Annotated in this window: 18 protein-coding genes and 1 pseudogene; 1 reads left to right on the top strand and 18 read right to left on the bottom strand. The window is 66.7% G+C overall.

Translation table 11 applies throughout. The annotated features are described in order from the left end of the window. From XF30_RS25645 to XF30_RS25560, 18 genes and pseudogenes are all read right to left on the bottom strand, one after another. Nucleotides 1–355: pseudogene (locus XF30_RS25645) on the bottom strand (hypothetical protein); the annotation flags it as partial. After that, nucleotides 352–1233, bottom strand: a complete 882-nt coding sequence (locus XF30_RS25640; RefSeq protein WP_109144209.1) for an AAA family ATPase — start codon at nt 1231–1233, stop codon at nt 352–354. The pseudogene XF30_RS25645 and the gene XF30_RS25640, both read right to left, overlap by 4 nt. A gap of 10 nt (nt 1234–1243) precedes the next feature. Beyond that, entirely contained in the window at nt 1244–2266 is a 1023-nt protein-coding gene (locus XF30_RS25635; RefSeq protein WP_109144208.1) for a xanthine dehydrogenase family protein molybdopterin-binding subunit, read from the bottom strand. 1 nt (nt 2267) lies between these two features. Beyond that, nucleotides 2268–3860: a xanthine dehydrogenase family protein molybdopterin-binding subunit gene (locus XF30_RS25630; RefSeq protein ID WP_109144207.1), complete on the bottom strand. Its 1593-nt coding sequence runs from the start codon at nt 3858–3860 to the stop codon at nt 2268–2270. 9 nt (nt 3861–3869) lie between these two features. After that, on the bottom strand, nt 3870–4346 hold the full coding sequence (locus XF30_RS25625; protein ID WP_109144206.1) for a (2Fe-2S)-binding protein: 477 nt from the start codon (nt 4344–4346) through the stop codon (nt 3870–3872). Nucleotides 4347–4352: 6 nt separating this feature from the next. Further along, the gene (locus XF30_RS25620; RefSeq protein ID WP_109144205.1) at nt 4353–5171 is read right to left on the bottom strand and encodes an FAD binding domain-containing protein; all 819 of its coding nucleotides are present in this window, start codon (nt 5169–5171) and stop codon (nt 4353–4355) included. Between the two features lies 1 nt (nt 5172). Continuing rightward, nucleotides 5173–5616: an SRPBCC family protein gene (locus XF30_RS25615; RefSeq protein ID WP_109144204.1), complete on the bottom strand. Its 444-nt coding sequence runs from the start codon at nt 5614–5616 to the stop codon at nt 5173–5175. A gap of 2 nt (nt 5617–5618) precedes the next feature. Further along, nucleotides 5619–6056 (bottom strand): SRPBCC family protein, encoded by a 438-nt coding sequence (locus XF30_RS25610; protein WP_011086163.1) that lies wholly within the window; start codon nt 6054–6056, stop codon nt 5619–5621. Between the two features lie 10 nt (nt 6057–6066). After that, nucleotides 6067–8985: a flotillin family protein gene (locus tag XF30_RS25605; RefSeq protein ID WP_109144203.1), complete on the bottom strand. Its 2919-nt coding sequence runs from the start codon at nt 8983–8985 to the stop codon at nt 6067–6069. A 27-nt stretch (nt 8986–9012) separates the two neighbouring features. Further along, nucleotides 9013–9846: a phosphoenolpyruvate hydrolase family protein gene (locus XF30_RS25600; protein WP_109144202.1), complete on the bottom strand. Its 834-nt coding sequence runs from the start codon at nt 9844–9846 to the stop codon at nt 9013–9015. Nucleotides 9847–9849: 3 nt separating this feature from the next. Beyond that, nucleotides 9850–12063, bottom strand: coding sequence for an ABC transporter permease (locus XF30_RS25595; protein ID WP_109144201.1), 2214 nt, complete (start codon nt 12061–12063; stop codon nt 9850–9852). Next, entirely contained in the window at nt 12056–12838 is a 783-nt protein-coding gene (locus XF30_RS25590; RefSeq protein ID WP_057030084.1) for an ABC transporter ATP-binding protein, read from the bottom strand. The genes XF30_RS25595 and XF30_RS25590 overlap by 8 nt, the downstream gene beginning before the upstream one ends. After that, on the bottom strand, nt 12831–13913 hold the full coding sequence (locus XF30_RS25585; protein ID WP_109144200.1) for a branched-chain amino acid ABC transporter permease: 1083 nt from the start codon (nt 13911–13913) through the stop codon (nt 12831–12833). Before XF30_RS25585 ends, XF30_RS25590 begins: the two co-directional genes overlap by 8 nt. A gap of 1 nt (nt 13914) precedes the next feature. Further along, the gene (locus tag XF30_RS25580) at nt 13915–14925 is read right to left on the bottom strand and encodes a branched-chain amino acid ABC transporter permease (protein ID WP_036013352.1); all 1011 of its coding nucleotides are present in this window, start codon (nt 14923–14925) and stop codon (nt 13915–13917) included. A 286-nt stretch (nt 14926–15211) separates the two neighbouring features. Next, nucleotides 15212–16039: a helix-turn-helix domain-containing protein gene (locus XF30_RS25575; RefSeq protein WP_109144199.1), complete on the bottom strand. Its 828-nt coding sequence runs from the start codon at nt 16037–16039 to the stop codon at nt 15212–15214. Between the two features lie 124 nt (nt 16040–16163). Beyond that, nucleotides 16164–17414, bottom strand: a complete 1251-nt coding sequence (locus XF30_RS25570; protein WP_109144198.1) for an ABC transporter substrate-binding protein — start codon at nt 17412–17414, stop codon at nt 16164–16166. Nucleotides 17415–17610: 196 nt separating this feature from the next. Further along, nucleotides 17611–18606: an alpha/beta hydrolase gene (locus tag XF30_RS25565; protein ID WP_109144197.1), complete on the bottom strand. Its 996-nt coding sequence runs from the start codon at nt 18604–18606 to the stop codon at nt 17611–17613. 13 nt (nt 18607–18619) lie between these two features. Continuing rightward, nucleotides 18620–19555, bottom strand: a complete 936-nt coding sequence (locus XF30_RS25560; RefSeq protein WP_109144196.1) for an MBL fold metallo-hydrolase — start codon at nt 19553–19555, stop codon at nt 18620–18622. A gap of 229 nt (nt 19556–19784) precedes the next feature. Between XF30_RS25560 and XF30_RS25555 the strand changes: the two genes are divergently transcribed. After that, on the top strand, nt 19785–20729 hold the full coding sequence (locus tag XF30_RS25555) for a LysR family transcriptional regulator (RefSeq protein ID WP_109145846.1): 945 nt from the start codon (nt 19785–19787) through the stop codon (nt 20727–20729). Nucleotides 20730–20829: the final 100 nt, after the last annotated feature.

The following is a 20829-nucleotide window of genomic DNA, read 5'->3' as shown; positions in this document are numbered from 1 at the left end:
TCAGGCCGGACTCGTTGGCCTCGTCGGAGAGCAGGGGCTCCTCGTCGCCGCGACCTTCCTCCTGCAGACGGACGGTCTCGTCATCCTCGCCGTCGTCGGCACGCTCGATCGCCTCGCTGCCGCGGAAATGCAGGTCGAACAGCCGATCGAAGGTGGCGCGGCGCTCGGGCGGAGGGGCGAGGGTGGCGAGCGCAGATTGCTTGATGTCCTCGAGCTTGCGCGGTCCGAGCAGCGCGATCGCGGCGAGGAACGCGGTGGTCTGCTCCGGCGCGACGGCGAAGCCGTTGGCGCGCAGCAGGGCGACGAAGGAAACAAAGGTGCGGGCAGCGCGCGGGAGCTGCGGCTCGATGCTCATGCGGTCGCCTCCGCGAGCATGGCATCGAGCCGCGGCGCGATGAAGTGCAGGTCCTCTTCGTCCTTCAGCGCGACGCCGATCGAGCGTTTGAAGGCATCAGGCCAGCGCGCGCCGCCCTTGTTGAGGAGGGTCGCGGCCTCGGCCCAGTCGACGGCTTCGGCGATCCCGGGGGCCTTGCTCAGCGGTTCACGCCGCAATCTCTCGACGGCCGCGACGACGGCGCGGGCCGTGGTTTCGGCGACGCTGGAGGCGCGCATCATGATGATGCGTGCCTCGCGCTCCGCCGTCGGATAATCGATCCAGTGATAGACGCAGCGGCGGCGCAAGGCTTCGTGCAGATCGCGGGTCCGGTTCGAGGTGAGCACGACCACCGGCCGCTCGGCCGCGCGGACCGTGCCGCGCTCGGGAATCGAGATCTGGAAGTCGGAGAGGAATTCGAGCAGGAAGGCCTCGAACTCCTGGTCGGCGCGGTCGATTTCATCGATCAGGAGCACGGTGGAATCAGGTGCGCGCAGCGCCGCCAGCATCGGCCGCTCGATCAGGAACGTCTCGCCATAGATGTCGATGCTCTCGTCGCCGGCCTGACGGATCGCCAGCATCTGGCGTGGATAGTTCCACTCATAGAGCGCGGCAGAGGCGTCGATGCCCTCGTAGCATTGCAGGCGGATCAGGCGGCGGCCGAGCACGGCGGCGATGGCTTTGGCGGCCTCCGTCTTGCCGACGCCGGGCGCGCCTTCGAGCAGCAGCGGCTTGCCGAGCGCGAGGCCGAGATAGGCGGCGGTCGCGAGCCCTTCGTCGGCGAGATAATAGGCCGCCCGCAGCGCCCGCTCCAGCGCCTCCGGGCTGTCGATGCCGACGATGTTGCTGCGAACCGCCACGGCCGATCCTCTAACGCCGCGCCTGCGGCCGCGCGCCGCCTTGGGCCTTGATCGCGCGCAGCACTTTCTCGGGCGTGATCGGCAGGTCGTCGATCCGCACGCCGACCGCGTTGAAGATCGCATTCGCCACCGCGGGCAGCACCGGATTGGCGCACATCTCGCCAGGGCCTTTTCCCCCGAACGGACCGTCAGGGGCGGGGCGCTCCAGCACGGCGATATCATGCGGACAGATGTCGCCGGGACCGGGCATCAGATATTCGACGAAGTCGCGGGGCCCGTGGACAGGATCGGGATAGTACGGCTCCGGCGTCTCGTAGAGCGCGTGGCTGATGCCCATCCAGGCGCCGCCGACCAGCTGCTGCTCGACCAGGCGCGGGTTGAGCGCGCGGCCGAGCTCATAAGCCGAGTCCATGCGGACCATCGCGACCTCGCCGGTCTCATCATCCACCTCGACCTCGGCGACAAGGCAGGCATGGGCATAGCAGGTTGCCGGCGACATCTCGCCCGTTTCAGGGTCGACGTTGGAGAGCGGCACCAGGAAGATGCCTCGGCCGGAGATGGTCTTGCCCTGTTTGAACTGCGCGGCAATGGCCACGTCCTTTGTCGAGATCGAGCGGTGCGGCGCGCCTTTGACATGGATGTTGCCGCGCCCGTCGGTCTCGAGATCGGCGGCGTTGACCTCGAGCTCCTCGGCGGCGGCCTCCATCATCACGCCGCGCGCCTCGCGCGCCGCAGCCATCACGGCGTTGCCGACGCGATGGGTGCCGCGTGAGGCGAACGAGCCCATGCAGTGCGGGCCGGTGTCGGAATCCGCCGTGTCGACATAGACGTCCTCGACGGGCACGCCCAGCGTCTCCGCGCAGATCTGCCGCGTCACCGATTTCATGCCCTGGCCGAGGTCGATCGACGACAGCGCCACGGTGAACTTGCCGCTCGGGTTGGAATGCACCAGCGCCTGGCTCGGATCGCCGCCGAGATTCATGCCGATGGGGTAGTTGATCGACGCCATGCCGCGTCCACGATGCCGGGTCATCTCAGCGTCTCCTGGTGCCGAACACGGAGGAGAATCGGGTCGCGCCGTGCGATGGCGCGGCCGGGCGGGGCGGGGGAGGCGGCGGCGCCGGCGGAGGTGGTTCGCGCGGCGGCTCTCTTGTCGCCGTCACCGGCGCGCGGTCGTAGGTCGTGCGCTGCTGCGCCGGCGCAGCGGGCCGGCTGCGCGAATCCGTCGGTGTTGGCGGGATCACGGCGCGGCTGCCGCCGCCGTCCTTGCGCGAGGAGGCGCGCCTGAACTCGTCGCGGATCGGCCATTTGGCCTTCTCGGCGGCAACCTGCACGCATTCGATCAGCGCGGTGTTCTTGGCCTCGCGCCGGTGCGCCTTCATGTCGCCGTCCCGATAGGCGTTCAGGATCCGGAACTCCATCGGGTCCATGCCGACGAGGTTTGCGAGCTTGTCCATCTGGCATTCGATGGCAAAATCCATCGCGGTGACGCCGAAGCCGCGCATGGCCGTGGCCGGCGTGCGGTTGGTGAAGACGCAATAGACGTCGCCATAGACGTTCGGGATGGTGTAGGGGCCCGGTAGATGCGCGGCGCATTTCACCGCGGCATAGCTCGATAGCCGCGTATAGGCGCCGCTGTCGAAATAGGCGCGGATCTTGCGCGCGACGATGCGGCCGTCGCGCATCACGCCGTCCTTGATGTAGATGCGTTCGGCGCCGCGCGGCGGGCCGTACTGCATCTCCTCCTCGCGGCCGAACACGTAGCGCACCGGGCGCCCTGTCAGCATGGCGCCGAGGATCGCGAGCGGTTCGGTCAAGGTATCGACCTTGCCGCCGAAGCCGCCGCCGACCGTGCCGCCGATGAAGTGGAAGGTGTTGGAAGGCACGTCCAAAATCTTCGCGCAGGTGTCGACCGAAAAGAACAGCGCTTGCGTCGAGGTATAGACGACGTAGCGGCCGTTGGTATCGGGCGCGGCGATCGCGCCGTTGGTCTCGGTCGGCGCGTGCTCGATCGGCGACATCTGGTAGCGCTGCTCGAGCACGTGGTCGGCGGTTGCGAGCGCGGCATCGGCATCGCCAAAGCGCAGGCGCTGGTGGTCGTAGACGTCATGATAGATGAAGGCGTTCTTCGGATAGGTCTCGTTGACGACGGGCGCACCCGGCTTCAGCGCATCTTCGACGTCGAACACGGCCGGCAGCGGCTCGTAATCGATCCTGACTTTTGCGATCGCCTCGAACGCCTCGCGCTCGCTGTCGGCGACGATAGCGAGGATCGGTTCGCCCTTGTAGCGGACCTTGTCGACCGCCAGCGACGGCTCGTCGTCCTTGCCGAAGTTGATCAGGCTGAGCAGCGTGTTGAGGTTGCGTGGCACGTCCGCGCCACGGATGATCCGGCGCACGCCTGCCGAGCGCTCGGCCTCGGTGGTATCGATGCGGCGCAGCCTTGCATGGGCCTGGGTCGACCGAACGACCTTCAGGTGCAGCATGCCCTGCAGCTTGTGGTCGTTGAAATAGCTGGACGTGCCCGTGATGTGGCCGAGCATGTCCTGCCGCTGCGTGCCCTTGCCGATTTCCTTCAAATTATCGTCACGCTCGTCGGCGAAGATGTCCTTGCGCAGTTCCAGCATGGTCTGACCTCAGGCGCTGGCCCGGCCGCCCGCGGCGGCGAGGATGGCATTGATGATCGGCTCGTAGCCGGTGCAGCGGCAGATGTTGCCGGAGATCGCCTCGATCACCTCAGTCCGGCTCGGGGCGGGATTGCGGTCGAGCAGCGCCTTTGCGGCCATCAGCATGCCGGGCGTGCAATAGCCGCACTGGGCGGCGAAGTTGTCGGCGAAGGCGCGTTGCAGCGGATGCAGGTTCGGGCCTTGCTTCATGCCGTCGAGCGTCTCGACCGAGCGGCCCGCGACGGTCTCGGCGAGCGTCAGGCAGGAGAGGTGAAGCTCGCCGTCGATCAGCACGCTGCACGTGCCGCAGCCACCCTGGCCGCAGCCGAATTTCGGCGTCATGTCGCCGATTAGCTCGCGCAGCGCGACGAGCAGGTTGGTACCGCCGTCGACGAAGATCGCGACGTCGCGGCCGTTGTGGCGAAACTGCAGGGGGATTTTTGTCATGGCGAGCTATTCCTGTCCCGACAGCAGGCGCCGCAAATGCACACCGACGATCTCGCGGCGATACCAGGCGCTGCCGAGCGCGTTGTCTGAGGGCGAAGTTCCTTCTGTGGCGGCAGAGGCCGCAGCTGCGATGGTCGCCGCATCCAGCGAGCGGCCCTCCAGCGCGCGCTCGGCGGCGCGAGCGCGGATCTGGGTCGGCGCCATCGAGCCCAGCGCAATCCGCGCACCCGCGATCCGTCCGCCGCTGACCGGCAGATGCGCGGCAAGCGTGATCACCGAGCCGCCCTTCGGCTTGATGCGCGCGATCTTGCGATATCGGAACGCCTCACTGCTTGCCGGCCGCGTGCAGGACACCGACAGCACCAAAGTTCCGGCCTGACGCTCGCGCCCCTGCAGAAACTCCTCGATCGGAATATCGCGCGAGCCGAAGCCGCCTTGAACCGCAATGGTGGCGTCGAGCGCCAGCAGCGCCACGGTGAAATCGCCGTAAGGGTTCGGCGCGAACAGATTGCCGCCGACCGTGCCCATGTTGCGCACGGCGGGACCGCCGATCGAGCGGGCAGGGGCATGCAGGAAGGCGAGATCGCGCTCGGCGAGCACGCGTGCGAAGGTGACGCCGGCGCCCAGCGTGATGCGCGGACCTGAGGCGTCGATCCGGGCCAGCGCCTGGTCTTGCGCGCGGACAATCGTCGAGATCGAGACGTCGCCTTCGTTCAACGCACGCATCACCAGCGTGCCGCCGCCGAGATAGCGCGCGCTCCGGTCCGAAGACAGCGCGTCAGCCGCCTCGCTCGCATTCGCAAAAGTCTTTACCGTTATGGCCATGCTATGCGGCCTCCTTCAGATGGCGGCGGATCGCTTCGAATCCGGCCTGATAGATGTCCTCGGCGACCATATAGGTGATGCGATCCCTGTCCTCCGGCTTCGTCGTGAACCGCGATTCCCAGTGCCAGAAGGTGCGGTCACCGTCGGTCACCGGCAGCAAGCGGACATGGGCGACGTAATTGAACATCGGGACCGGCGTATCGAGCAGGCAATAGCTGAAGGTCTGCTCGAGGTCGGACAGCGCCAGCAGCTGCTCGCGCAGCTCCGAGCCGTCCTTCAGCTTGAACCGCCTGACGCAGCCGATCTTGTCGGCGGATTGCGCGCGTTCGATGGAGGAGGTCGCAACTGCCGGGTGCCAGCGGTCGTGCCCGTTGAAATCGCGCAGCACGTCCCACACCGCGTCCGTCGGTGCGTTCAGGATCGTGCTCTTGACGATATGCGGCACGGCTAGCCTCCGAACACGCGCTTCAGGGCGTCGAAGCCGCCCTGGAACACGCCGCCGCCGATGTTGTTGACGAGCTCGGTCTCCCGTTCCGGCGCGCAGTCGAATTCCGCGGTCCATTCCATGAACGTCTGGTCGCCGTCGGTGACGGGCGTCAGGCGCAGGGTGGCGACGTAGTTCTCGACGCCCATCGGCGATTCCAGGATCGAGTAGGTGCAGAACATGTCGTAATCGGAGAGGCCGAGCAGCTTCTCGCGGATGCGGTCGCCATTGCGCAGGCGGAAATCCCTGACACAGCCGATCTTGTCAGAGGGCTCGCCGCCCTCGATCCGGCTTTCGGCGATGGCCGGATGCCAGTTCGGCAGGCCATTGAAATCGCGCACCCGCGCCCAGACGCGGTCGTTGCGGGCGTTGACGACGGTGGAGACGTAGACGCGGGCCATCGCTCAAACCTCAGCTCTTCTTCCGCGGCTCGCGCTCGGCCGGTGGCTCGCCGCCCTCGGCCGCAGGCGGAGCGGTCGCGGGCTTACCGCCGCCGCCGCCAGCACCTCCGCCGCTCTTTCGCGCGGCCTCCTTGATGCCCTGCATGTCACGGGCCTCGCGGATCAGTCCCGGCATCTTGGCCAGGCTGCCGCCTTCGACGCCGATGTCGGACAGGATGGAGTCGATCAGCGGCGCCTGGACGCGGTAGCGCAGCGCCGAGTCGATCACCTCGTCGGTGGCGCTGCGGCCGCCATTGCCGTTGCCGTGGCCGTTGCCGTTGAGGCCGTCGACCTGGAGGATGCGGATGCCTTCGATCTTCTCCATCGGCTTGACGCTCTCGCGCACGATGCCCTCGATGCGGTCGAGCAGCTTTCTGCGGAACAGCGAGTAGCGTGCCTGGTCGGTCAGCACGTTCTCGGCTTCGTTCAGCATGCGTTGCGCTTCGGCTTCGACCGCGGCGCGCACGCGCTCGGCTTCGGCGGCGATGCGGGTCTCTTCGGCCTGCTTCTCCGCCAGCAGAACCTCGACGGTCTTGCGCCGTTTGGCGATCTCGCTCTCGCGGGCGGTGACGACGCGCTCGGCGGCTTCGGTCGCCCGGATCCGCGCCTCCTCGGCGGCTGCGCGCGCGGCCGACTCCTCCAGCGACTTCTGATGGATGGCGATGGCCTTCTCCATCAGCACCGTCTCGACGTCCTTCTCACGATTGACCTCGAGCTTGCGCAGCTCGCGCTCGCGGCCGATGCGGGCCTCGTCGAGGCCGCGGTCGGAGGCGATGCGGGCACGCTCGACTTCCTCGCGCGCAGCAATCTCGGCCTCCTGGAGCGACTGGACGCGGGCGACCTCGAGCTGCTCGATGGCGCGGCGCCGCTCGATGCGGGCGGCCTCCAGCGTCTGCTCGCGCGAAACGTCGGTGGTCTCGACCTCCTTGCGCGCCACGATCTCGGCCTGCCGGACCTGGCGGTCGGCGTCGATCCGCTCGGACTTCTTGGTCGACAGCGCGATGACGCGGTCCTCGTCCGCGATCTCGATCGCCTTCTTCTGCTCGATGTTGAGCACTTCGCGCTTCTTGGAGGAATTGATGCGCTCGGCCTCGAGCGCCAGGTCGACCGTGATGCGCTGCCGCTCGATGGCGTCGCGCCGCTTCAGCTCGGCCGCCTCGAGGACGCCGGTCCGCTCGATTTCGAGCGCGCGCGTCTCCCGTTCGGCCTGGATGCGCTCGGCCGCAACCGCCTTTTCCTGGGCGATGCGGGCCGCCTCGATCGCCTCGCGCGAGGCGATGTCGGCTTCCTCGACGGCGCGGTTGCGGGCGATCTCCAGCGAGCGCACGCGCTCCTCCTGGGCGATGCGCGTCGCCTCAGTGGTCTCGCGCGCGGCGATGCCGGCGACGTCGAGCGCCTGGTTGCGGTCGATCTCAAGCTGCCGTGTGTTCTGCTCGGCGGCGATGCGCTCGGCGGCGAGCGTCCGCTCTCGGGCGATGCGGGCGGCCTCGACCGCGCGCTGAGCCTCGATCTCGGCCTCCTGGATGGTCCGCACCTGCTGGATCTCCAGCGCGCGGGTGCGCTCGTCGGACGAGATGCGCTCGACATTGACGATCAGCGTCTGGGCGATGCGCGCCTTTTCGGTGGCCTCGCGTGCGGCAATCTCGGCCTCGTCGACCGCGCGCGTCCGCTCGATCTCGCGGCGCCGCGTCTCTTCCTCGTTCGCGATGCGGGCGTCGGTGACGACGCGGTCCTGCTGGATGCGGGCCTTTTCGATTGCCTCGCGCGCGGCGATCTCGGCTTCCTCGACCGTGCGCATCCGCTCGATCTCGCGCTGGCGGACTTCGCGTTCCGAGGCGATGCGTGTGGTGTCGATCGAGCGCTGGTTGGCGATCCGGGTCTTCTCGATCTCCTCGCGCGCCAGCAGCTCCTTTTCCTCGATGGTGCGGGTTCGCTCGATCTCTTTCTGGCGGGTCTCGCGCTCGGAGGCGATGCGGGCCTCGGCGATCGCCTGCTCATTGGCGATGCGGGCGCGCTCGATGGCCTCACGGGCGGAAATCTGCGCCTGTTCGGCCTCGGTCTCGCGCAGGGCCCGCTCTCGCGCGACTTCGGTGCGCTGAAGCGCGCGGCGCATCTCGATGTCGCGTTCCTGCTCCAGGCGCGCGGTCTCGCTCTCGCGCTCGATCTCGAGCGCCTGCCGCTCGGCTTCCAGGTTGCGCGAGCGGATCTTGATCATCGAATCCTGCTCGATGTCGTTGCGCAGCTTGCGTCTGGCCTCGATGTCCTCCATCAACCGGGTCAGGCCTTCGGCGTCGAACCGGTTCGAAGGGTTGAAGAACTCGAGGTCAGTCTGGTCGAGATCGGTGATCGCGACCGATTCCAGCTCGAGGCCGTTCTGGGCAAGAGCTTCCGCCGCTTCGGTCTTGACCCGCGCGACGTAGTCGCCGCGACGCTCGTGCATTTCCTCCATGGTCATCTCGGAGGCGACCGAGCGGATCGCGGAGATGAACTTGCCGGCGAGAAGCGCGTGGAGCTGCCCGGGTTCCAGGGTGCGGCGGCCGAGTGTCGCCGCGGCAATCGAGACGGCCTCCCGGGTCGGCTGCACGCGGACATAGAAGTCGGCCTCGATGTCGACGCGCATGCGGTCGCGGGTGATCACGGCATCCTGCTTCGAACGCACGATGCCCATCGGCAGCACGTTCATGTTGACGGGCGTGTAGTCGTGGATGAACGGCAGCACGAAGGCGCCGCCATTGATCACCACGCGTTCGCCGAGGAAGCCGGTGCGGACGAACGAGGTCTCCTTGGAGGAGCGGTGGTAGAGCCAGTTCACGATATAGACGCCAACCACGATCACGATGATCGCGACGATCAGCCAGAGGATCAATTCACCGACCAACATCCCTGACATCTTTCCCTCCCTCGAACCTATCAGGCGTTATCGCGCGCCGATCGCCTTGAATTGCCGCACCTGTTCCGTCAGCGCCCGCTCCACCGGCAGCCGCTCCATCGAGGACGCCCCGTAGAAGCCGTGGCAATGACGGGTGTTCTTCATGATGAAATCAGCGTCGGCGGGATCTGCGATCGGGCCGCCATGCGCCAGCACCAGGATGTCCGGATTGACGCTGAGCGCGGCACTGGCCCAGGTGTCGATCCGCGCCGGGCAGTCCTTGAGCCTCAAGGCGGTTTGCGCACCGATCGTGCCGCCGGTCGTCAGGCCCATGTGGCAGACGATGATGTCGGCGCCGGCGATTGCCATCGCCGCGGCTTCCTTCTCGCTGAACACGTAGGGCGTGGTCAGCATGTCCTTGTCGTGCGCCTTGGCGATCATGTCGATCTCGAGCGCGTAGGACATGCCGGTCTCTTCGAGATTGGCGCGGAAGGTGCCGTCGATCAGGCCGACGGTCGGAAAGTTCTGGACGCCTGCGAAGCCAAGTGCCTTCAGCTGGTCGAGAAAGACGTCCATGTCGCGGAAGGGATCGGTGCCGTTGACGCCCGCCAGCACCGGGGTCTGGCCGACCACGGGGAGCACTTCGTTCGCCATTTCCAGCACGATGGCGTTGGCATCGCCATACGCCATCAGGCCCGCGAGCGAGCCGCGCCCGGCCATGCGGTAGCGGCCGGAATTGTAGATGACGATGAGGTCGACGCCGCCGGCTTCCTCGCATTTGGCTGACAGCCCCGTGCCGGCGCCGCCGCCGACGATCGGCTCGCCGCGCCTTGCCATGTCGCGAAACCTCTTCAGCAGCGCCGCGCGTTCAAACCTGGCCATCGGTCACCTCGCGAGTCTCCGCCGCACACCGGTCCGCCCGAACAGGTTTCGGAACGCACTGACGATGGCGGCGGCGAAATCGGGATCGTTGATGTTCTTGGGGATGCGAATGAGCTGGCGGTTGCCGGTCTGCCGCACGGTCCGCTCCAATGTGCGGAACAGCGCGGCGTCGGCATCCCGATCCCAGAACGGCTGACCTCGCGCGTCGAGGGCCGAGACGCCGCCCTCGGGCAGGAAGAAACGCACCGGGCCATCCATCTGGTTGAGCCGCTCGCCGATCCAGCGGCCCATGCGCTCGTTCTCTTCCGCCGTCGTCCGCATCAACGTCACCTGTGGATTGTGGACGTGGAATTTGCGGCCGCGATAGCGCTCGGGAATGGTGTCAGGCGCGCCGAAATTGACCATGTCGAGCGCGCCCACCGAGCCGACATAGGGCAGGCGGCTGCGGATGATCGCGCCAAAGCGGTCCTCGGCGGCGGGAAATACGCCGCCCATCATGAGGTCACAGATCTCGGTCGTGGTGAGGTCGATGACGCCGGCGAGCTGACCGGATTCGACGAGCTTCTCCATGGACCGGCCGCCGATGCCGGTGGCGTGAAAGACCAGGCATTCGAAATCATCGCGCAGCTCGGCCGCGATCTTCTGCACGGCCGGCGTGGTAACGCCGAACATGGTGATGCCGACCGAAGGCAGCCCGGCGCCGGCGGTTCGCTCTTTTGCCTCGCGGTCCTCGAGCCGCGCCTTGACCATGCCGGCGAGCGCGTTGGCGCCGTTGGCCAGCACCGCGCGTGAGATCGAATTGAGCCCCTGCACGTCGGTGACGGAGTACATCATGGTGATGTCGGCCGGGCCGACATAGGGGCCGACATCGCCCGAGGCGACGGATGAGATGATCAGCTTGGGAACGCCGACGGGCAGGGCCCGCATCCCCGGGGCGACCAGCGAGGCCGCGCCGGAACCGCCTGCCGAGATCGCGCCGGCGACATTGCCTTGGCGCCGCAGCCAATTGGCAAACGCATCTGCCATCGCGGTCACGGCGGCTCCGCGATCGGTGCCGAACACGGCGGAGCCGCCGCGGCCGTGATTCAGGGCGATCTCCTGCGCGGAGACATCGCAGGAGGAATGCTTGCCGCTGGTCGAGACGTCGACCAACCGCGTGCGCAGGCCGCTTTCGGCTATGATGTCGCGGATGTAGCGCAGCTCCTGGCCCTTGGTATCGAGCGTGCCGACGACCAGCACCACCGGCGGGCCCGAAGCCTGCGCCGCCACCGGTTCGTGCTTGCGCCGCGCCGTCTCGTCGAGCCGGGCGACCTGCGTCGAGAGCGTCCGCGCCGCGGCCTCGATGCGGGCGATCGGCACCGGTTGCGACCATCGCGTCGGCAGCGTCGGATTGGAGATGTAGATGCGCACCGGCCCGTCGCGCCGTGGCGCCGGCGCCGGCTTCGTTTCGGCGCCGGATGCGGCGATTTCGATATCCGGTTCGAGCTCCGCATGAAGCCCGACGCCGAGCAGGCGCTGCTGTAGCTCGCGGTCCGCGGCAAGGCGCGCGGAGTCGATGATGCGGTTGATGCGGCCGTTGACCATGATCGCGACGTTGCGCGAGATCGCGGTGGCGACGCCGATGTTCTGCTCGATCACGAGCACGGACATGTCGCCGTCGTCGCCCAGCCGCAGCAGCATCTCCTCGACCTGCGCGACGATGACGGGTGCGAGGCCTTCGGTCGGCTCGTCCATGACGAGGAGATGCGGATTGGTGAGCAGCGCGCGCGAGATCGCCAGCATCTGCTGCTCGCCGCCGGAGAGCTGGCCGCCGCCGTGGCCCTTGCGCTCGGCGAGGCGCGGGAATGTGTCGTAGATCCGCTCGACGGTCCAGGCGCCCGAACGCAGGCCGCCGGCGAGCTGCAGATGCTCGTCGACGCTGAGCGAGCGCCAGAGGCGGCGTCCTTGCGGCACGTAGCCGACGCCGAGCCGGGCGATCTGGGCCGGCGGCCGCCGCGTGACATCCTCGCCGCGCACGCGGATCGAGCCGCCGCTCACGCCGACGAGCCCCATGATCGCCTTGCACAGCGTGGTCTTGCCCATGCCGTTGCGGCCGACGACGGAGAACACGCCGCTATCAAGCACGAGATCGACGCCTTGCAGCGCATGCGAGTGGCCGTAGTAGACGTCGAGGCCCCGAACCTCGAGCGCCGGATTGCTGCGGCGGACCTCATTCATGGCCGCCTCCGAGATAGAGCTCCTGCACCTCGGGGTCGGACTGGATCTCCTCCGGCAGGCCTTCCTTGAAGACGCGGCCGTTGTGCATCATCGTGACGCTCTCCACGACGCGCAGCGCAACGTCCATGTCGTGTTCGATGATGATGTAGCCGATATGGGCCGGCAGGGAGGTCAGGATCTCGATCAGCTCGGCCCGTTCCGTCGGCGACAGACCCGCGGCCGGCTCGTCGAACAGCACGAAGCGCGGCGCACCGGCGAGCGCGAGCGCGATCTCGAGCTGGCGCTGCTGGCCGTGGGCGAGCTCGGCCACGCGCTGGTCCTTCACGGCGGACAGATGCACGGCCTGGATCAGGTTGTCGGCCGCATGCATCAATGCATCGTTTTGTCCCGGACGCAGAAACGAGAAGCGTCCGCGCGAGACGCCGCGGCAGGCGAGATAGACGTTGTCCTGCACGGTGAGGCCGGGGAACAGCGCCGAAATCTGGTAGGTGCGGCGCAGCCCGCGGCGGATGCGCTCATAGGGCGGGAAGTGCGTCACGTCCTCGCCGAAGAAGCGGATGGTGCCGGAGGAGGGTGGGAAGTCGCCCGTGATGCAGTTGAACAGCGTGGTCTTGCCGGCACCGTTCGAGCCGAGCACGGCGCGCCGCTCGCCCGGCCGCACGGTGATGGTGACGTCGGTCAGCGCGGCGAGCGCGCCGAACAGCCGCGTCACGCCGCGCAGCTCCAGCGCAGCGCCGGCACCGACTGCGGAGAGGCGTTGGGCGACGCTATCCATGGCCGCGCCCTCCACTGGTGCGGCTCACCTCGCGCCGTTGATGCTGACGCCAGCGCTGCCAGAGGCCGATGACGCCGTCCGAGGACCAGAACACGATGGCGAGGAAGCCGAGCCCGATCAGCAGGCGGAAGCGGTTGCCGTCGAGTCCGAGTCGGACCAGGAAGTCGAGCGCGAAGGTGCGCAGCAGCACGAAGATCAGCGCGCCGATGAAGGGCCCGATCGGGCGCGTGATGCCGCCGACGACGGCGATGATCAGCACGTCGATGCAGGCGCCGACGCTGACCGAGCCCGGCGAGATCTGGCGATAGTTCCAGACCTGGAGCACGCCGGCCAGCGCGGCGACGAAAGACGCGAAGGCATAGGCCGCGACACGATGCGCATTGACGTTGAAGCCGAGCGCCGCCATGCGCCGCGGATTGTCGCGCACGCCCTGGAGCGCAAGGCCGAACGGGGCGCGCGAGAGATACTCGACGGCAAAATAGCAGAGCGCGGCGACCGCGAGCACGATGTAATAGAAGGGAATGTCGGCGCGCCAGTTCACGCCCCAGAAGTGTGGCGTGGCCACGGTGTTGATGCCGGTATGACCGTTGAAGATCGCCCAGTTCTGGTTGGTGAAATAGTAGAAGGCCGCTCCGATCGCGAGCGTGATCATGATGGTGTAGATGCCTTCGGTGCGCACCGCGAGCGCGCCGCCGAGCGTGCCGAAGGCGGTCGCCAGCGCCAGCGCCATCGGCACCGCGAGCCACCACGGCCAGCCCAGGCTGATATTGGGGTTGCCGCTGACGCCGAACACCGCGACCATGTAGGCTGAGAAGCCCGCGATGGTGAGCTGCATCAGGCTGACCATGCCGCCATAGCCGGCAAGAAACATGAGGCTCAGCGCCACGGTGCCGAGGATCAGCGTGGTCGCGAAGATCTCGATCAGAAAAAAGCTGCTCGCGATCAGCGGCATGATCAGGAGAATGGCCGCGACGGCCCAGGCAGCGGGGTTGTTGATCTCCGGCCATGTCCGGGCGGGGGGCTGCGCCTTGGTGGCGCGGCCTACGGCAACTGGGGCATCGTGGGCGAGCGACATCTCAGCGCCTCGCCAACAGGCCTTGCGGCCGGATAGCCAGCACCAGCACCATGATCAGGAAGGTCACGACGATGGCGTAGGTCGGGATGTAGACCGAGCCGAGCTGCTCGGCGAGGCCGATGATCAGCGCGCCGAGCGCAGCGCCCGGGATCGAGCCCATGCCGCCCACGATCACGACGACGAGGGACGCCAGCAGGAAACGGATGTCTTCGCCGGGCGACAATGACTGGAAGGTGCCGCCGACGACGCCAGCGATGCCGGCAAGCCCCGCGCCGAAGGCGAACACCCCGACGAAGACGAGCTGGATGCGCACGCCCGTCGCGGCGAGAATATCGCGGTCGTCGACGCCGGCGCGGATGATCATGCCGATCCGGGTGCGGTTGAGCGCGAGCCACATCGCGACGCCGATCACCACGGAGGCCACGAAGATCACGAGCCTGACGAGTGGATATCTGAGGTAGACCGGATCGCCCGAGGATTTGATCGCAGTCACCAGCGGCAGCTCGATGGGACCGATCAGCCATTTCGGGGTCTGGATCTGGTAGAAGTCGCCGCCGCAGGCCCACAGCATGAGATCGGCAAACACGATCGAGAGCCCGATCGTCACCATTGTTTGCCTGAGATCCTGGCCCTCCATCCGGCGGAACACGATCACCTGCAGCAGCACGCCGACAAAGGCGGTCAGGACAAAGGCGACGATGAAGCCGAGGATCCACGAGCCGGACGATGTGCTGATGGCATAACCGATATAGCCGCCGAACAGATAGAGCGAACCGTGCGCGAGGTTGACGTTGCGCATCAGGCCGAAGATCAGCGTGAAGCCGCTGGCGACCAGAAAATAGAGGCCCCCGAGCGTGATGCCGTTGAACACCGCGTTGAGGAAGACGCGCTTGCGGCCGATCGCCTCTTCCAGCCCCGGCGGCCAGACTGCGAAGATCAGCCAGAGCGCGACCGCGATCACGATGATCGTAATCAGCGCCCAAGCCGGATGGCGTTCGACGAAGCGGCTCATGGCTTCACCTCGCCCCGCTTGCGGGGAGAGGTCGACGCGTAGCGCCGGGTGAGGGGGACTCTCCGCAAGCCAAACTGCCGCCGCACTTGCGGAGACTCCTCCTCACCCAGACCCTCTCCCCGCAAGCGGGGCGAGGGGGCATGCAAGCCGTTGCCGGCTGCTGGCCCTGCCATGAGCGAACGTCCTCCCGTCACGCGCGATCCTCTTTTCCGGGATCGCGTTGCCGGCATCCTAGCCAAGCGGCGAGGGCGACATTTGATCGTGAGTATCTTTTCGTGGCCTGCGCTCAGGCGCGCAAAACCTTGGCGGCGCGACGATAATCGGTCGGGGCCATCCCGACATTGGCGGCAAAAAAGCGCGTGAAACCGCTCTGTGAGGAGAAGCCGAGATCGAAGCCGATGTCGGCGATCGGTGTCTCGCTCGCCACCAGCGCTTCGAGCGCCTGTTCCATGATCAGCGTGTTGAGATAGAGGTTCGGCGTGACGCCGGTCTGCACGCGGAACAGCCGGTAGAAATGCGGTCGCGACAGGCCGGATTCGCGCGCGATGGTGTCGAGCTCGATTTCAGCGCCGGGGCTCTCCGACATCATCTTGATGCACTTGCGCACGCGAAAGTCGGTGACGGCGCCGCCTGCGCGCGGATCGCGCGCGATCTCGGCCTGCTGCCAGCTTTCGTCGTAGCAGATGTCGATCAGCCGCCTCAGCTCGGAATCGAGACTGGAGAGCGATGGTGCGCCGCACACGAGCGCGGCGGTCCGCCTGATGTGCTTGTCGAGTGCGGGCGTGCGCCTGAACTGGGTGCGCCCGAAGCGCAACCGGTCGGAGCCGGAGGCATCCGGCGCGAACCATTCGGCGTTGACGTAGAGCACGAAGAAGATCGCGCCGCCGTCGAGATCGGTCGGCAGGAAGTTGTGCGGTTCCCAGGGATTGACGGCGACGACCGACGTCTCGGTGAGATCGTAATGCCCGTCGGAGACATCGATGCATGCCGACATGCCGCCGACATGGAAGATCAGATGACCTTCGCGATGGGCGTGGATATTGAAAGGCCGGTTCAACTGATAAACCGTCGCCCGGCCGAAGCGGCCATGGAAGACGGCGAGCGCACGGCTCATGCCTTCCTCTCCCGAATGTTCTTGTCTTTTCGGCCAGCCTTCAACAACACCGCCGAGATTGCAAGAGCGGAGAGCGACCGCGTCAGCGAGTCGCTCCCCGGTTGCGTCTGTCTGACGTGATGCGTCAGTACTTCTTACATTCCGGCACGGTGCGGCTCGGCAGCCCGATCTTGGAGAACACGGCCGGGTCGTAGCCGAGCGTCTGGTTCACGTTCGGGATCACCTTCACGACCTTGCTGAACAGCGCGCCCTTGCCGTCGTCGACGACTTCGGTGACGAAGTTGGTGCCGATCGCCTGGCGGTTGGAGTCGAGCTTGATCTTGCCGTTCGGTGCGTCGAGCTCGATCTTCGCCAGTGCTTCCTTGTACTTGGCCTGGTTGTTGGAGAGATCGCCGTTGACCTGACGCAGTGCGAGGATCAGCGCCATGGTTGAATTATAGTAGTTGGTGGCGAGCAGCGACGGGCTCGGGAAGCGCTTGTTGGGCGGGAAGGCGTCTTGATAGGCCTTCACGAATTTCTGCCAGCCCGGATCCTCCCAGGTGTCGGCCTGTCCGCTCGCCGCGATGGTTCCGATCAGCGCGTTCTTGGCGTTGCCCTTCGACGACAGGATGGTCTGGTCGATCATGATGGAACCGCCCATCAGATGCGCCTTGCCGCCGGCCTGCTGATACTGGTTGAGGAAGTTGACGGCGTCGGCGCCGCCAAGCCCGAGATAGATGGCGTCGACGTCGTCGGGCAGGGCGGCGATGACGGAGGCGAAGTCCTTCGTTCCCAGCGGCACCCATTGCCGGTTGGTGATCTGTCCGCCCATGCCGCAGAACTCGAGCACCAGCCCGAACACCTGGGTATAGATGAAGGAATAGTCCTCGCCGACGGTCGCGATCTTGCGATACTTCTTCTCTTCATAGGCGTATTTGCCGAGGCCGATCTGCCACTGCGCGCCGTCCATGTTGTAGCGGAAGAAGTTCGGTGCCGGGTCGACATAGGTCGTCTCCTGCGCACCGGATGCGGCATTGATGAACGTCAGCCCGGGATGGCTCTTGGCAAAATTCTTGACCGCGATGCCTTCGTCGCCGGAGAGCGGCGACAGCAGGATTTGCACCTTGTCCTGCTCGATCAGCTTGCGCACGGCGCGCACGGCGGAGTCCGGCGTTGCGTCGGTCGAAGCGACGATGAATTCGAGTTCCTTGTCGCCGACCTTCTTGCCGAGCACGTTGAGCGCGGTCTGATGGCCGCGCATGCCGTCCTCGCCGAGCACCGTGTAGGTGCCCTCGAGCGTTGCGGTCACGCCCACCTTGATCTTTTCCTGGGCGATCGCCGCGCCCGAAAGAAACAGGCTGCTCAACGCGAGCAGTCCGATGCTGCATTTCGACATGTGCTCCTCCCTGTGTCATCGCTTGTTGCCGCGACGAACCGTATGATGCCCGTGGCTCTCGAAGCCCGCGGCTTTGGAGGAAAGCTAACCGAAGTCGGATGCGCTGCACCCATCGCGGCCTCGTTCGGCTTGACCGGTAGTCTCATTTTTGAATGTTGCGGCGCGAGTGATTTTCGCGGTGCAGCAGGACGCCGCGCTAGCTGTAATCTTCGCCGAGAAACTGGTTGATCGCATCGAACGCCTGCAGACGGTTTTTCTCCAGCAGAACCATGTGCGTGCCTTCGCCAATCTCGACCCATCGCCGGTATGGCGCATGCTTCAACGAAAGGAAGAAGTTCTGCGCCGAGTCGATAGGAACGTCCTGGTCCCATTCCGCGTGGACCAGGAGCACGGGCACGCGAATGTCGGTGGCGTCATAGAGCCTCTTGCCCGCGGCCCAGTATTCGCGGATGTCCAGGATCGGGCCGTTGACTGCACGCATGATGGCAGGCGCTTGCGCGCTGCCTAGCGGGTCGGTGGCGAGCGAGATATTGGCCCAGCGCTCGAAGCCGCCCGCCGGGATCAAGCTCGATCGTGCTGCTTCCGGCGCAGCCGAAAGCCAGCGCTCCCTGAAGTCCAGCACCGGAACGTTGCGATAGCCGCCGAGGCGCCCGCCAGCATCGATCGGAGCTGGGCCCTGCAGCACCCAAAGCGGCGCGACCAGCGCGAGCTTGACGACCTTGTCGTTGTTGCCTGCGGTGTAAGCGCCGGCCACCGAGCCGCCCCAGGACATTGCAACCAGATTGAGGCGAGCGATCCTGCGCTGCTTCAGGATGTGCGCGACGGCGCTGGCGAGGTCGCGCACGCCGGCCTCGGTGCGCACGAGCGGTTCGGACTGCTCCGGCGGCGCGTCCATCTCGGACGGGCGGGTCGATTGGCCATAGCCGCGCACGTCAAGCGCGAAGACGTCGTAGCCATGGCCGGCGAGATAGTCCATGAACGAGACGCCGCCGAGTGGCGTGTCGAAAAGGCTTCCCGATGAATAGGTCGCGCCGTGCATCATCAGGATGGTTCGCTCGGCGGAGAAGGTCTCGAGCGCCGCGGGGCGCTTGTTGCGCAGGTGAAGCGAAATTCCGGCCGTGTCGCTCGGGATCATGAGATCCTCGACCACGATCTCGTGCCTGTCGACGCGCGCGCTGGCGTGCTGGCTCATGATCGCTCTCCGTTCAGATGAATTGCCAGGTGAAGCGTCCTCCGGTCCGGCTGACGCGGCCGACCGATGACTGTGCAAAATGGGTGGTGAAGATGGTTGAGCCCCGCTCGGCGGCGTCCTCCAGCACGAAGGCGCGCGAGCGCAACGCGGCTTCCGGGAATTCGCAGAAGCAGGAATTGAGCGAAGGCTCATAGACCTGGAGCGGATGGTGCATCACGTCTCCGGCGAACAGCGCCTCCTCGCCGCGTGAGACGAGGCGGATGGAGGCGTGATCGACGCTGTGGCCGGGCGTCGGGACGAACGAGATGCCCTCGATGGCCTCGCTCCCGTCCACTGCGATGAGCCTGGCAAGTCCGGCCTCGATCACCGGCCGGACGCTGTCGTCATAGACATGGTCGGCCGGCTTGCGCAGCGCGGGGCCGAGGGCCGGGGCCGGGCGGGCCGCTCCGGTCGGCTCTGTGCCCGTCGCGAGGCTCTCGCCATAGGCCTGCTCGATCGCGGAGAAGACGTAGGTCGCATTCGGGAAGGTCGGGACCCAGCGTCCCTCGACGAGACGGGTGTTCCAGCCGACGTGATCGGCGTGCACGTGGGTGAGCAGCACGTAGTCGACCTGCTCCGGCGTGACGCCCGCTGCGGCCAGCCGCGCCAGGAACGGTTCGTTGAGCCGGTGAAGCGGCGGAATCTCCGGCCGGTTCTTGTCGTTGCCGGTGGCCGTGTCGATCAGGATCGTGTGGTGCGGTGTCCTGACCAGCCAGCTGTGAATGCTCTGGATGAAGGTGCCGGTCGCAGCATCGAACGAGCCCGCTTCCAACTCGTCGCGATTGCGCTCCAGCGCCTCTGGCTCGCCTCCCGGATAGAGCGCGTCGAACTTGAATGCGGCAAGCCGCAACTCGTCGATCCGCGTGACGGATGCTTCGCCGACCTGATAGGTCTTGGCCGCGTGAATCATCAAGATGTCCTCCACTGGACCGCGGCGTAGGGCTGGTTGCCCGGGCCGCGGTGACAATGAGGTACGAAGCGCGCCAGGCCTTGGGGAGAGTCGCGGGCTCAATAGGTCCCATCGACATTGTCGATATCGGAAAGGATGCTGGCCCAGCTTTTCACGCCGGCGTTTTGGCCCTAACCCTCGTATCGCGGCTCGTCGCGGTCGCGACATGCCCCAGACGGAGGTGCCACCGATGCAGGATGCGGAACACGGCCGGGGTCGGCCGGCCGATGATAACGATCTCGCCGAGATCGACCTCGGTCTGTTGCTGGCTCTGGAGGCTCTCCTGCGCGAGCGGAACGTGACGCGCGCGGCCTCCCGGCTCAATATCGGGCAGCCTGCGCTCTCGGCGCGGCTGAACCGGCTGCGGCAGATCTTTGCCGATCCGCTGTTCGTACCCGCCGCGAGCGGGCGCGGCGTCGTGCCGACGACGCGGGCGGTGGAGTTGCAGACGGCGCTTGCGGACGTGCTCGGCAAGCTTCGTCGCATGGTGGAGGGGCCGGCTGAGTTCGACCCCGCCAAGAGCCAGCGTACCTTCGTCGTTGCCATCCACGAGAATCCGGCCGTGACGCTGGCGCCCGGCCTGGTCGCGCGCTTGACCGCGATGGCCGAGCGGGCGCGGCTCGCCCTTATTCACCCCGCGCGCGATGTCGTGGATCAGCTCGAAAGGGGAGAGATCGACATCCTGGTGACGGGAGCCGACCGCGCACATGGCGAACTGATGCAGCGGCCGCTGTTCGAAGACAGCTTCCTGTCCGCGCAGCGCAAGGGTCATCCCCGCGGCATCGGTCCGCTCGATCTCGACAGCTTTTGCGCGCTCGACCATCTGCTGATCTCCGCCGATGGTGGCGGCTTCTCGGGCCTCGTCGACGACGCGCTTGCCGCGCTCGGCCGCTCCCGGCGCGTTGCCGTCTCGATCCAGACCTATGCGCTGGCGCCGGTCATCCTTGCGCACAGTGACTGCATCTGCACTCTTCCGCGGCGCTTCCTGATCCGCTTCGCCCACGAGCTCGATCTCACGCCCCCGCCGCTCGATCTGCCGCCCGCTCGCATCGTCGCGCTGTGGCATCCGCGCAATCAGGAGGACAAAGGCCACGCCTGGCTTCGCGAGTGCCTGTACCAGGCGGCTGCCGCTTGATGGCGACGTGCCCTCACGTGGGGACGAGCGGCGCTGTCAAGTTGTAAGCTCTGATTTCTGGAATGAGGTCGGCCAGCTTGCATTCGTGAGCTGCGTGCCG

Origin of the sequence: Bradyrhizobium sp. SUTN9-2 (assembly GCF_003122645.1) — a bacterium.
Taxonomy (GTDB): domain Bacteria; phylum Pseudomonadota; class Alphaproteobacteria; order Rhizobiales; family Xanthobacteraceae; genus Bradyrhizobium; species Bradyrhizobium yuanmingense.
The sequence above is the reverse complement of the archived record's forward strand: the minus strand, read 5'-3'. Positions and strand labels throughout refer to the sequence as shown.